The sequence below is a fragment of the Pseudomonas sp. DTU12.3 genome, assembly GCF_004124275.1.
Classification (GTDB): domain Bacteria; phylum Pseudomonadota; class Gammaproteobacteria; order Pseudomonadales; family Pseudomonadaceae; genus Aquipseudomonas; species Aquipseudomonas helmanticensis.
This window is the reverse complement of the sequence record NZ_CP027218.1, coordinates 5,626,163-5,639,231: the sequence shown is the minus strand read 5'-3', so window position 1 is coordinate 5,639,231 and position 13,069 is coordinate 5,626,163. Positions and strand designations below refer to the sequence as shown.

Annotated in this window: 11 protein-coding genes; 5 read left to right on the top strand and 6 right to left on the bottom strand. The window is 61.4% G+C overall.

Annotated features, from left to right (window positions below; genetic code table 11):
• Positions 1 to 107 precede the first annotated feature (107 nt).
• The 3 genes from hemL to C2E19_RS25895 are packed head-to-tail and all read right to left on the bottom strand — an operon-like array spanning position 108 to position 2,848.
• Complete coding sequence (gene hemL / locus C2E19_RS25905) at positions 108 to 1,391, bottom strand: glutamate-1-semialdehyde 2,1-aminomutase (protein WP_129395651.1); 1,284 nt, start codon at positions 1,389 to 1,391, stop codon at positions 108 to 110.
• A gap of 17 nt (positions 1,392 to 1,408) precedes the next feature.
• Entirely contained in the window at positions 1,409 to 2,032 is a 624-nt protein-coding gene (gene thiE, locus C2E19_RS25900) for a thiamine phosphate synthase (protein WP_122853745.1), read from the bottom strand.
• A gap of 18 nt (positions 2,033 to 2,050) precedes the next feature.
• Complete coding sequence (locus tag C2E19_RS25895; RefSeq protein ID WP_016986138.1) at positions 2,051 to 2,848, bottom strand: hydroxymethylpyrimidine/phosphomethylpyrimidine kinase; 798 nt, start codon at positions 2,846 to 2,848, stop codon at positions 2,051 to 2,053.
• Positions 2,849 to 3,195: 347 nt separating this feature from the next.
• Here C2E19_RS25895 and C2E19_RS25890 point away from each other — a divergent pair, with 347 nt between their 5' ends.
• The 4 genes from C2E19_RS25890 to C2E19_RS25870 all read left to right on the top strand — a co-directional run bounded on the left by C2E19_RS25890 (position 3,196) and on the right by C2E19_RS25870 (position 9,677).
• Complete coding sequence (locus C2E19_RS25890; protein ID WP_129395650.1) at positions 3,196 to 5,550, top strand: hybrid sensor histidine kinase/response regulator; 2,355 nt, start codon at positions 3,196 to 3,198, stop codon at positions 5,548 to 5,550.
• Positions 5,551 to 5,646: 96 nt separating this feature from the next.
• Entirely contained in the window at positions 5,647 to 7,296 is a 1,650-nt protein-coding gene (locus C2E19_RS25885; RefSeq protein WP_129395649.1) for an acyl-CoA dehydrogenase family protein, read from the top strand.
• Between the two features lie 172 nt (positions 7,297 to 7,468).
• Positions 7,469 to 8,968, top strand: coding sequence for an AMP nucleosidase (gene amn / locus C2E19_RS25875; RefSeq protein WP_164979455.1), 1,500 nt, complete (start codon positions 7,469 to 7,471; stop codon positions 8,966 to 8,968).
• Positions 8,969 to 9,041: 73 nt separating this feature from the next.
• Entirely contained in the window at positions 9,042 to 9,677 is a 636-nt protein-coding gene (locus C2E19_RS25870) for a pseudouridine synthase (RefSeq protein ID WP_129396180.1), read from the top strand.
• Here C2E19_RS25870 and C2E19_RS25865 read toward each other — a convergent pair.
• Together C2E19_RS25865 and C2E19_RS25860 are read right to left on the bottom strand one after the other, a co-directional pair.
• Positions 9,672 to 9,881 (bottom strand): DUF2788 domain-containing protein, encoded by a 210-nt coding sequence (locus tag C2E19_RS25865; protein WP_129395647.1) that lies wholly within the window; start codon positions 9,879 to 9,881, stop codon positions 9,672 to 9,674. The genes C2E19_RS25870 and C2E19_RS25865 overlap by 6 nt on opposite strands.
• Positions 9,882 to 10,161: 280 nt before the next feature.
• On the bottom strand, positions 10,162 to 10,641 hold the full coding sequence (locus tag C2E19_RS25860) for an Lrp/AsnC family transcriptional regulator (RefSeq protein WP_007909658.1): 480 nt from the start codon (positions 10,639 to 10,641) through the stop codon (positions 10,162 to 10,164).
• Positions 10,642 to 11,093: 452 nt separating this feature from the next.
• On the opposite strand from C2E19_RS25860, the gene C2E19_RS25855 reads away from it, so the two are divergent.
• The gene (locus tag C2E19_RS25855) at positions 11,094 to 12,176 is read left to right on the top strand and encodes a DUF6515 family protein (RefSeq protein ID WP_129395646.1); all 1,083 of its coding nucleotides are present in this window, start codon (positions 11,094 to 11,096) and stop codon (positions 12,174 to 12,176) included.
• Here C2E19_RS25855 and C2E19_RS25850 read toward each other — a convergent pair.
• On the bottom strand, positions 12,170 to 13,066 hold the full coding sequence (locus tag C2E19_RS25850) for a cation diffusion facilitator family transporter (RefSeq protein WP_129395645.1): 897 nt from the start codon (positions 13,064 to 13,066) through the stop codon (positions 12,170 to 12,172). The two genes, C2E19_RS25855 and C2E19_RS25850, sit on opposite strands and share 7 nt — an antisense overlap.
• Positions 13,067 to 13,069 lie beyond the last annotated feature (3 nt).

Sequence of the window (13,069 nt, the reverse complement as noted above, 5' to 3'; positions counted from 1 at the left end):
GAATATATCGCCCACTTTATGAGGGATTTTTGGCAGAGCGTCGGAAAAACCGTACGGTTGTAGGTGAAAGCTGACGCTGGCAATAGCCAACGTCAGCGCTACGGCGATTACTTCAATGCCGCGAATGCGCGCTCGGCGGCATCCAGCGTCAGTTGCAACTCGGCTTCGCCGTGAGCGATCGAGGTGAAACCGGCTTCGAACGCGCTCGGTGCCAAGTACACGCCACCTTCCAGCATCAAGTGGAAGAAACGACCGAACAGTGCCGCGTCGCTGGCCATTACGTCTTCAAAAGTGACGATGTCGTCGGCGCCGCTGAAGTACAGACCGAACATGCCGCCCGCCTGGGTGGTCACGAACGGAATGCCCGCAGCGTCGGCGCGTTGTTGCAGGCCGTCGAGCAGACGCGTGGTGTAGTCGGTCAGCTCGGCGTGGAAACCCGGACGGCTGATCAAACGCAACGTGGTCAAACCGGCGGCCATGGCCAACGGATTACCCGACAGCGTGCCGGCCTGATATACCGGGCCCAGCGGCGCGATGCGCTCCATGATTGCACGCTTGCCGCCGAAGCAGCCGACCGGCATGCCGCCGCCGATGATCTTGCCGAAGGTGGTCAGGTCAGGATTGACCCCGTAGTACGCCTGAGCACCGCCGAGGGCGACGCGGAAACCGGTCATCACTTCGTCGAAAATCAGCACCACGCCATGTTTGTCGCACAGCGAGCGCAGGCCTTCGAGGAAACCGGGCGCTGGCGGTACGCAGTTCATGTTGCCGGCCACCGGCTCGACGATGATGCACGCCACTTCCTCGCCAACTTCGGCGAGCATCTGCTCAACCGCGGCGATGTCGTTGAACGGCAGGGTCAGGGTGTGTTTGGCGAACGCTGCCGGCACACCGGCCGAACTCGGTACGCCTTGGGTCAGTGCGCCGGAACCGGCCTTGACCAGCAGGCTGTCGGAGTGACCGTGGTAGCAACCTTCGAACTTGATGATGCTGTCGCGGCCGGTGTAGCCACGGGCCAGACGGATCGCGCTCATGGTCGCTTCGGTGCCGGAGCTGACCATGCGCACCATGTCCATCGACGGCACCAGCGAGCAGACCAGATCGGCCATCTCGGTTTCCATCGCGGTCGGCGCGCCGTACGACAAGCCGTGTTGCAGCTGATTGCGCACCGCATCGAGCACGTCCGGATGGCCGTGGCCGAGGATCATCGGGCCCCACGAACCGACGTAATCGACATAACGCTTGTCGTCTTCGTCAGTAACGTAAGCGCCTTCAGCGTGTTTGAAGAACAGTGGCGTGCCGCCAACGCTCTTGAACGCGCGAACTGGCGAGTTGACGCCACCGGGAATGTGTTTCTGGGCGTTGGCAAACAGGGTTTCGGAACGAGACATGATCGGGCTCTCAATCTTCAGGATTTGAACAATTCGTTGAATGCGCGGGCGCGGCGGGTCACTTCGGCAGTGCTCTCGGCACCGAACAAACCGTGAACCACGGCGAGCAGGTCGACCCCGTGGGCCACCAGCGGCGCGGCGTTGTCGAGGCTGATGCCGCCAATCGCGCAGACCGGCAGGTGCAGCGTGCGCTTGGCTTCGTCGAGCAGATCGAGGCTGCAGGTCGGCGCGCCGGGCTTGGTATTGGAATTGAAGAAGCGACCGAAGGCGACGTAGCTCGCGCCTTCTTTGGCGGCTTGTTCGGCCAGCGCGATTTGCGCGTGGCAGGTCGAACCGATGATTGCTTTCGAACCGAGCAGGGCGCGGGTCGGCGACAACGGGCCGTCGGTCTGACCGAGGTGCACACCGACGTTGAGGCGCGCCGCCAGTTCTGCGTCATCGTTGATGATCAGTTGCGTTTTGTAGCGCTCGCAAAGATCGCGCAACGCTTCGGCCTCGCGCAGACGGCGGGCCTCGTCGCTGCTCTTGTCGCGGTATTGCAGCAGGGTGACGCCGCCTTCCAGCGCCGCCTCCACATAAGACAGAAACTTGCCGGCCAGCAATTCGCTGTCGGTAATGGCATACAGGCCACGTAGTTTCATCGGGCAGACCTCACGACGTTACGAGCAGAAATCCAGCGGCAAGCGACGCGGGACGAACTGGCCTTTGCCCAGCTGTTCGGCATCGCGAAGGGTGCGCCAGGTGTAATCCAGTGCGCTGCGTACGGCGCTGGCCAGGTGTTCGCCTTGGGCCAGCCGGCCGGCGAGGGCGCTGGCCAAGGTGCAGCCGGAACCGTGATAGCTGCCCGGCAGACGCTGGCAGACAAAGGTTTCACGCAGGCCATCGCGGCTGTACACGCGGTTGTGGATTTCAGTTTCGTCGCCGTGGCCGCCGGTGATCAGCAGGTTTTTGACGAACGGCAGGAGTTTTTCAGCGCACTCATCCGCCGTGCCTTCGGGCAGTTCGGCGAGGATGCGCGCTTCAGGAAGGTTAGGCGTGGCAATGATCGACAGCGGCAGTAGACGCTCGCGCATCGCATAGCCGACCTCGTCCTTGCCCAGGCGACCGCCGCCACCGGCGCGCAGCACCGGGTCGCAGACCACTGGCAAGTGCGGGTGCGCCGAGAGCAGTTCGACAACGGTGTCGACCATTTCCAGCGAACCGAGCATGCCCAGTTTGACCGCCGCGACTTCGGAGTCGTTGAGCACGGCATTGGCTTGAGCCAATACCCACTCACGGTCGAGGACGCGGAAGTCAGTGACGTTGACGGTGTCTTGCACGGTCAGGGCGGTGACGGCCGGAGCCGCATGGCAACCCTGCGCGAGCAGGGCTTCGATATCTGCCTGCAAGCCGGCGCCACCACTTGGGTCGTGGCCGGAGAGACAGAGGACAACGGGGCGGGAGCTGTAGATATTCATGGTGCGCGAGCTTACCACCAAAGCTGATTTTCGGGTGTGGGCGGTAGAGCAAGATCAAAAGATCGCAGCCTGCGGCAGCTCCTACAGGAAACTCCAGATCAATGTAGGAGCTGCCGCAGGCTGCGATCTTTTGATCCACCTGACCAACCCAACAGCTCTAGCCCGCTGCTTTGCTCTGGAACGCCCGTTCTAGAGCCTTTGTAGGAAAAATTTCAATGGTGCTCAATGGCCATCAACGGCTATGCTAGTCTGGATCCAAACCAATAACAGGTAATACCGGTTTTACGTCTACTCAAAAGGAATGGGGGGCTTCCTGACACAACCGGACGAGCCACGCTGGGGCTTCAATGCGCTATTTGCTGATGTTGCTGTTCTGCTTGCCCCTCATGGCGAGCGCCGTCGAATTCGACGAATTTACCCAGAGCCTCCCTCTGGGCCGGTCGCTGCAAGTGTTCGAAGACCCGAGCGGTCAGGCGAACATTGCCGATGTTCGCGCGCAAGCTGCCGCCGGCAATTTCAAACCTCACGATAAAGCCACGCTCAACGCCGGTTACTCGCGCTCGGCGTTCTGGCTGAAAATCGACCTGCACTATCGCCCGAGCAATCCTGCCGCCCAACGCACCTGGTTGCTGGAACTGGCGTATCCACCGCTCGATCATCTCGACCTGTACCTCGCCGATGCCGCTGGCAACTATCGCCTCGTCCGCCAGACCGGTGACGCCTGGCCGTTCGCCAGCCGCGAAATCCGCCAGAACAACTACCTGTTCGACCTCGCCTTCGAACCGGATCAACAGCAAACCGTGTACTTGCGACTGGCCAGCGAAGGTTCGATCCAGGCCCCGGTGACGTTGTGGTCGAGCACCGCCTACCTCGAAGACCAGCCGGTGCGCCTGTATGTGCTGGGCATCATTTATGGCGTACTGCTCGGGATGGTGGTCTACAACCTGTTCATCTATCTGAGCGTGCGCGACACCAGTTACCTCTATTACATCTTCTACATTGCCTCGTTCGGCCTCTATCAACTGTCGGTGAATGGCGCGGCGGTCGAGTATTTCTGGCCGAACAATCCGTGGTGGGCCAACGCCGCCACACCGTTTTTCATTGGTTGCGCCGGCCTGTTCGGCAGCCAGTTCGCCCGCAGCTTCCTGCAGACCAAAAACCACAGCCGCTGGCTCGACCGTTTGCTGATCGGCCTGATTGCATTCGGTGCGCTGGTCATCGGCCTGTCGCTGATGACCAGTTACGCGCTGGCCCTGCGCTTGGCGACGACGCTGGCACTGACCTTCACCGTGGTGATTTTTGCCGCAGGGATTCTGGCCTGGTGGCGCGGTTTGCGCGTGGCGCGGTACTTCATCATCGCCTGGTCGGCGTTTCTGCTCGGCGGCATCGTCAACACGCTGATGGTGCTCGGCCTGCTGCCGAACGTGTTCCTGACCATGTACGCCAGCCAGATCGGTTCGGCCATCGAAGTGGCGTTGCTGTCGCTGGCGCTGGCCGATCGCATCAACGCGATGCGCGAACAGCAAGCGCAGACGCTGTACGACGCCGGGCAGAAACTCGAAGTGCTCAACCAGCAACTGGCCCACAGCAACAAGCTCAAGGACGAGTTTCTGGCGACCCTGACCCACGAACTGCGCACGCCGATGAACGGTGTGATCGGTTCGCTGGAGCTGATGCAGACCGTCGAGATGGATCCGGAGCTTGAGCAATACCAACAGACCGCCGCCGGTTCCGCCCGCGACATGATGCGCATGGTCAACGGCATCCTCACCCTCACCGAATTGCAGGCCGGCAAGCTCAAGGCCGCGCCGGGCAGCTTCAGCCTGCGCGCCGTGGTCGAGGCGCTGCGCGTGCAGTTCGATGGCAATGCCTCGAGCAAGTCGCTGGACTTCAAGGTAGATGTGCTGCCGACCCTGCCGGACCGCCTGCACGGCGACAGCGCCAAACTCGCACAATGCCTGGAATGCCTGCTGGATAACGCGATCAAGTTCACCCGCGTCGGTGGTCTGGCGTTGCGCGTCACCGGCAAACCGTCGACGGACAATCGTCTGGCGTTGTCCTTTGCGGTGATCGATACCGGCATCGGTTTCACCGATCTGGGCGAGGCGACAATGTACCAGCGCTTCTTCCAGCTTGACGGTTCGATGACTCGCGAGTACGGCGGGTTGGGCGTCGGTCTGGCGATCTGTCGGCAGTTGGTGGAGTTACTGGGCGGCAAGCTCACCCATCGCTCGGAACCCGGGCGCGGTAGTCGCTTCCAGCTCGATGTCGAGTTCGCCTTGCCGGTGGTCGAGGCTATGCAAATTGCCCAGACTTCCCGCGATTGCGTGCGCGCGCCGCAGGATTGCACGGTGTTGTTGGTGGACGACAGCAGCGTCAACCAACTGGTGATGCGCGGCATGTTGCTCAAGCTCGGCTTTCGCGTGCGCACGGCCGACAACGGTGCGGCGGCGCTCGAATGCCTGCAACGTGAAACGGTGGATGCGGTGCTGGTCGATTGCCAGTTGCCGAGTCATGAAGGCGCGTCGTTGTGCTGCCAGATTCATGCGTTGCCGGGATGCGCCCACCTGCCGGTGTTCATGCTGGCGCTGAACGCTGATCGCGAGCTTTGCACAACCGGTGCGGCGATCGACTACCTGAACAAACCGGTGAAATTCGAAGACTTGCAGTCCGCGCTGGAGCGCCGTGTGTTGTGTTGTTGATAGGGTAAAAGCGCCGCAAATTCGGCGTGTATGACACTTTGTCGGGTCTCGGCGCGGTGCTTAACTGGATGCCTTGGTTGAGCAAAGGAGCCCGTCATGAACCTGCATCAGTTTGCCGAAACCCACGAAGTCACCAACCAGCCACCGTCGCTGGACGGCACCAACCTGTACCGCATCGACTTACCGTTGCAGGAATGGTCGCGGCGCTTTGGTGCCGGTTGGGCCGAGACGCGGATCGATGCCTACGGCGCGCTCGCGGGCGGCCCGCTGATGGAGGCCGGGTTCCTCGCCAATCAGAACAAACCAACGTTTGCCAGCCATGACCGTTACGGTCATCGCATCGATCTGGTGGAATTTCATCCGGCCTATCATGAGCTGATGCGCACGGCGATCGAGCATGGCCTGACCTCGCTGCCATGGACCCATCCGCAGGACGGCGCTCACGTCGCCCGCGCCTCGATGAGTTATCTGCACAGCCAGGCCGAGGCCGGTAGCGGCTGCCCATTGACCATGACGTTTGCCAGCGTGCCGGCCTTGCGCTTGCAGCCGAACCTCGCTGAGCAGTGGCTACCGAAAGTTCTCGCCACCCAATACGACCCGCGCAACGTCGGCATGGCCCACAAGGCCGGTGTGACCATCGGCATGGCCATGACCGAGAAACAGGGCGGCACCGACGTGCGCGCCAACACCACCAAGGCCTATCCGGTCGGTGCCAGCGGTCCGGGCCAGGCCTATGAACTGGTCGGGCACAAGTGGTTTTGCTCGGCGCCGATGTGCGATGCCTTCCTGACGCTGGCGCAGACCGACAAGGGTTTGAGTTGTTTCCTGCTGCCACGCCATCGCCCGGACGACACGCGCAATCAGTTCTACATCCAGCGTCTGAAAAACAAACTCGGCAACCAGTCCAACGCCTCCAGCGAAGTGGAATTCCGTGGCGCGCTGGCGTGGATGGTCGGCGAAGAAGGGCGCGGTGTGCCGACCATTATCGAAATGGTCGCGATGACCCGTTTCGATTGCATGGTCGGCTCCAGCGCGCTGATGCGTCAGGCGCTGACCCAGGCCAGTCACCACTGCGCGCACCGAAAGGTCGGCGGCAAACTGCTCAGTGAACAGCCGTTGATGCAGAACGTCCTCGCCGATCTGGCGCTGGAAAGCGAAGCCGCGCTGGCCCTGAGTTTGCGCATGGGCAAAGCGCTGGATCATCTGGATGATCGTCACGAAGCGCAATTCGCCCGGTTGGTAACAGCGGTGGGCAAGTACTGGATCTGCAAGCGTGCGCCGGCGATGATCAACGAAGCGGCGGAATGCATGGGCGGCGCCGGGTATGTCGAGGAAAGCATCCTGCCGCGTCTGTATCGCGAGGCGCCGGTGAACTCGACGTGGGAAGGCTCGGGGAATGTGCAATGCCTGGATGTGCTGAGGGCGCTGTCGAAAGAACCGGGTGTGCTCGATGTGTTGTTCAGCGAACTCGGCGATGGCCATGGCGACAAACGCCTGGCCGCGCATATTCAGCAGTTGCAGGCGCAGTTCAAGGACACCAGCGACATTCAATACCGGGCGCGGCAACTGACCGAAGACATCGCGCTCGGTTTGCAGGCCAAGCTTTTATTGGAGGCCGGAAATTCAACGGTCAGCGACGCCTTCATCGCCAGCCGCCTGAGCGCTGGCGGCCGGGTCTACGGCGCCTTGCCACGCGGTGTGGACGTCGAAGCCCTCGTCACCCGCTCAACCCCCCAAGGTTACTAATCACACAATTCCCCTGTAGGAGCTGCCGCAGGCTGCGATCTTTTGATCTGATCTTTTAAAAACAAGATCAAAAGATCGCAGCCTGCGGCAGCTCCTACAGGGAGCGTAGTGGCGCTTATATTGTGCGGTTGCCAACATGCCACTGTTCCCGTGACGCCACGATGCAGGCAAGATGAAGCTCTGCAAGTCAGAACACAGGAAGCTGATCGTGACCGAAGCGTTTATTGTTGTTCAAACCGCCGAACAAGCCGTGGATCGTCTGGCCGAGCTGCATGAGCGGGCCACCAGTGCGCTGAACTCGGCGCTCAAGCGTTACCTCAAGGATCGCGTCGAGCCCGACGCGGCGCAGCGTGCTCAGTTTCGTTATCCCGAACTGCGTCTGACCTATCATTGCCAGGGCGAAGTCCCGCAGACCACCCGCGCTTACGCCAAAGTGCAATTGCCGGGCACCTACAGTGTCACCGTCACCCACCCGGCGGCGTTCCGCAAATACCTGCTCGAACAACTTGTGCCGCTGATGCACGACTTCACCGTGACCGTCGAAGTCGGCGTCAGCCAGCAAAACATTCCGTATCCGTATGTGGTCGAGCAGGGCGATGAACTGGCTGGCTCCGGTGTCACCGCTGCGGTGCTGGCGCGGGTGTTCCCGAGTACCGACCTGTCCGCCGCCACCGATGGCATCGCCGACGGTCTCTACGATTGGGAAAACACCGATCCGCTGCCGCTGGCGCTGTTCGACGCCGCGCGGGTGGATTTCTCGCTGCGCCGTCTGGTGCATTACACCGGCAGCGACTGGCGCCATGTGCAGCCATGGATTCTGCTGACCAACTATCACCGCTACGTCGACCAGTTCATCGTTCATGGCCTGGAGCAACTGCGCAGCGACCCGCGTTTCGTGCGTATGGTCTTGCCGGGCAACGTGATCATCGAGAAGGGCATGGATCACGGCGAAGCGTCGGCGATTGCTGCCGGTGTGGTCTGGCACCGTTACCAGATGCCGGCGTATCACCTGATGGCCAGCGATGGCCACGGCGTGACATTGGTGAACATCGGCGTCGGCCCGTCCAACGCCAAGAACATCACCGACCACTTGGCCGTGCTGCGTCCGCATTGCTGGCTGATGATCGGCCACTGCGGCGGTCTGCGTCAGTCGCAAACCATCGGCGACTACGTGCTGGCCCACGCCTACATGCGTCGCGACGGCATTCTTGACCGCGTGGTGCCGCCGAACATTCCGATCCCGGCGCTGGCCGAAGTGCAAATGGCGCTGCAACAAGCAGCGGCGAATGTCACCGGCGAAAAGGGCGACGACCTGAAAAAACGCCTGCGCACCGGTACCGTGCTGACTTACGACGACCGTAACTGGGAATTGCGTTGGGCGCAGGAGCGGCCGCTGATCAACCTGTCCCGCGCGGTCGCGGTGGACATGGAAAGCGGCACGATTGCCGCGCAGGGTTATCGCCTGCGGGTGCCGTATGGCACGTTGCTGTGCGTCTCGGACAAACCGCTGCACAGTGAAATCAAGCTGCCGGGTTCGGCCAACGCTTTTTATGAGCGCGCGGTCAGCCAGCACTTGAAGATCGGCATCGAAGCGGTGGACCTGCTGCGCACCGAACTCAACTCGCTGCACTCGCGCAAATTGCGCAGCTTCGACGAGCCGCCGTTCCGTTAACGGTTAGTCGTGGTCATTTGGCGGTCGGGGCACTAGCATTGTCAGTCCCGACCGTTAGATGTTCTTTTTCGCCATGTCCAGTCCGCAGCGTCCACCTTCCCGCCGCCCCGGCGCGAAGCCTCAGTCTTCTTCACCGCGCCGTGTTGCCAAGGCACCACCGGCCGAGCCGAAACTGATCCTGTTCAACAAACCGTTCGATGTGCTGACACAATTCAGCGACGGTGAGGGGCGGGCGACGCTCAAGGATTTCATCGATGTGCCCGGCATCTATCCGGCCGGGCGACTTGATCGTGACAGCGAAGGTTTGCTGCTATTGACCAACGACGGCCAGTTGCAGGCGCGGATTGCCGATCCGAAACACAAGCTGGCCAAGACTTATTGGGTGCAGGTCGAAGGCGTGCCGACAGCCGAGCAGTTGCAGCGCTTGCGTGACGGCGTCGAACTGAACGACGGTATGACTTTACCCGCCGAAGCACGGCAGCTGGAAGAACCGCAGTTGTGGCCGCGCAACCCACCGGTGCGCTTTCGCATGACCGTACCGACCTCATGGCTGGAATTGGTGATTCGCGAAGGGCGCAACCGGCAGGTGCGACGCATGACGGCGGCGGTCGGTCTGCCGACGTTGCGCCTGGTGCGGGTGAAGATTGGTGACTGGTCGATCGAGGGGCTTGATCAGGGCCAGTGGAAAGAAGTGCCGGCGCGCCTATAGAGCGCCGGATTCGATCAGACCGATCACCACACTCTTGATGATGAACGCGGCCACGCCCAGGCCCAGCACGAAGAACAGAATGAACGAGCCAAAGCGCCCGGCCTTGGACTTCTTCGCCAGATCCCAAACGATGAAACCCATGAAAATGATCAGGATGCTGACCAGGCCGGTCATCATCCACTCTTCCAATACTGCAGGATCCATTGGCTATCTCCGGCACGCACGCGGCTAAAAGGGCGCGGCGAGTATACGCCAAGGTGTGTGGGGTGACATTGATCTGGGTCTGATCCGGAACTTTTGCCCTCACCCTAGCCCTCTCCCAGAGGGAGAGGGGACTGACCGGGGGATGCTTGAGAACTACACCGACTTGATCCAGATGTTGTGAATCCATAATCGATTCAATCTTTCAGGTCGATGTATGACAGCAGACACCTCGGTCGGCTCCCTCTCCTGGGGGAGAGGGCTGGGGTGAGGGGGCCTTTGATCAGCTACGCAAATGAGTCAGCGGCAGTTCCGTGCTGTTCAACACCTGGTTCAGCACAAAACTCGAGCGCACGCTGGTTACCCCTTCAATCCGGGTCAAATGCCCCAGCAACAGTTTCTGATAGTGATCCATATCCGGCACCACCACCTTCAACTGGTAATCGGCATCCACGCCCGTTACCAGGCTGCACTCCAACACCTGAGGCAACGTGCGAATCGCCGCCTCAAAATTTTCGAAACGCTCAGGGGTATGGCGATCCATGCCGATCAGCACGTACGCGGTCAGGCTCAGCCCGAGCATCTTGCGATCAAGCAACGCCACCTGGCGTGAGATGTAGCCGTCGTCTTCCAACTGCTTGACCCGTCGCGAGCACGGCGAAGGGGACAGACCGATGCGTTCGGCCAATTCCTGGTTGGAGATGCGGGCGTCGCGCTGCAATTCCGCCAAAATGCTCAGGTCGTAACGGTCGAGTTTGCTCATCAATCTGTCCTTGGTTGTAACTATTGCGGCGGATTATCTATCCAGGGTTAAAAATTGCGCAAGTGGTGTTTATTTCAGCAATCTTCGCAATCATCTGTCGCCGCCTCGGGCCTATTCTTATCACCAGAATCACTGCTCGGTAACACAGTCCACGCGGCCCGCCCTATCAGGCCCGCCGCGGCCGCCACCCCCACCGGGGTTGTGCCGGCCCCCGAGCTGCACACTGTCCAGAAGACGGCGTGAGGTGAGCCGACGTCAAAAGCGTCGAGCCAGGACGAAGTTCTCTAGAAGGGAGGCCGACGGGTCTCCCTTTTTTCTTGCCTGCGATTTCATGCGGTCGCGCTCAATAAATAAGTTGCGCGACTGATAACCTGTTGCAGAACCCGCCGTGGGTATTCCCGGTCTTAGCTACAAGCCCTCTTACCTTTGCAGGTCCCGCAGTGAGGAAAAGCATGAATTCGCGCATCTGGCGTCTGGCCGGTGTTGGTTTGCTGTGTGTGAGTGTCAGTGTGCAAACGCTTGCCGATGAACCGCAGAATCGTGGACCGGATGGCGGTGGCCATGGCCAGGATCATCAGGGCAACAATCAGGGCCATGGCGGCAACAACCAGCCGCGCCCGCAGAACAATCCATCTCAAAATCAGCCGCCGCAGAATCAACCGCGGCCGCAGAACAACGAGATCATTCGTGGCGACAACAGCCGCCAGTTCGAGCACAACGGCCAGCAGCACAACAATAATGGCCAGTGGCAGAACCACGATCAGAACCGTCCCGCGTACAACCCCAATCCGGTACGCCAGCCGCCACCGCCACCACAACTGCCGGCCAACAGCCTGCCGATCCAGCCGCGCCCCGACGCCGTGCGCCAGACGCAGGAGCCGCGCCAGGGTTACTACCGCGACGAGCGTCCGCAGAACGGTTACAACAATCAGCATTGGCAGACCAACAACCGGCCGCCCAATGACAATCGCTGGCCGGGGCGTCCGGACGGGCATGGCAATGGTTGGGGGCCAGGCCCGCAATATCGGCCGGGGCATGTGATCGACCGCTTCCCGGACCGCGATTACCGCGTGCCGTATCGTGGTCAGGATTACTTCTATTCCGGCGGTTACTGGTATCGCCCGCAAGGCCCACGCTACATCGTCGTGCAGCCGCCGCGCGGGATCCGCACGCAGTATCTGCCGGATTACGCCCGCGAAGTGTGGATCGGTGGATCGCTGCTGTTCCTCGCCGCCGGTTCCTATTACGCCTATCAGGAAGCGACGCAGGATTACGTGGTCGTCGAGCCGCCCGTGCAGCAACAGCCGCAACCGCAGCCGCAATCCCAGGGTTATGACGTCGAAGCCTATCCGGCCAACGGCCAGTCGCCGGAGCAAGTGCAGCAGGACGGTTACCAGTGTTATCAGTACGCCGTGCAGCAAAGCGGTTTTGACCCGCGCACCGCGACGTATCAACCGGCGCCCGAAGTGGTTCAGGCGTACCGTCAGGCGCAGGGCAATTGCCTGAGCAGTCGCGGTTATCAGGTCAGCTACTGAGCCCGGGCGGCCACCACCACTTCTTGCGGGTCGGCGTGCACCAGCACTTCGGCTCGCGGGTAGGCTTTGTGGATGGCATCGGCGGCTTGATCGCTGATGCCGTGCGCCACTGACAGGGTCAATTCTCCCGGCAATTCCAGGTGCAACTGCACGAACCAGTGGTTGCCGGAGATCCGCGTGCGCAAGTCATGCGCGCCCAACACCCCCGGCACGCTGCAGGCCAGTTCGAGCATGTGCTGACTGACGTCCGCCGGCAGCTCCTCATCCATCAGCACCGAAAAACTTTCCCGGGCGATCTGGATCGCGCTCCACAGAATGTACGCAGCGATGCCCAGACCGAACCACGCATCCAGTTGATCAAAGCCGAACCCGGCGAGGATCAGCGCGATCAGAATGCTGCCGTTGAGCAACATGTCCGAACGATAGTGCAGCGAATCGGCGCGCACGGCGTTGGAACCGGTCTGCTTGATCACCCGATGCTGCAACACCAGCAGCGCCGCCGTCAGCAGCAGCGAAAACACGATCACACCGATGCTCAGCCATGGCGCGCCAAGCGGTTGCGGATCATGCAATCGTTCGTACGCCTGGAACGCGATCAGCACCGCACTGCCGCCAATGAACAACGCCTGCGCCATGCCCGCCAGCGATTCCGCCTTGCCGTGGCCATAACGGTGATCGTCATCGGCCGGACGCAACGCGTAATGCACCGCCAGCAGATTGAGCATCGAGGTGATGCCATCCAGCGCCGAGTCGGTGAGGCCGGCGAGCATGCTGACTGAACCGCTCAGCCACCAGGCGATGGCTTTGGCGACGATCAGCGTGCAGGCGACCGCCACCGAGGCGCGGGTCGTCAGCCGCAGGAGGCGGGCGTGTTCAGGGCTGGTGGTCATCAA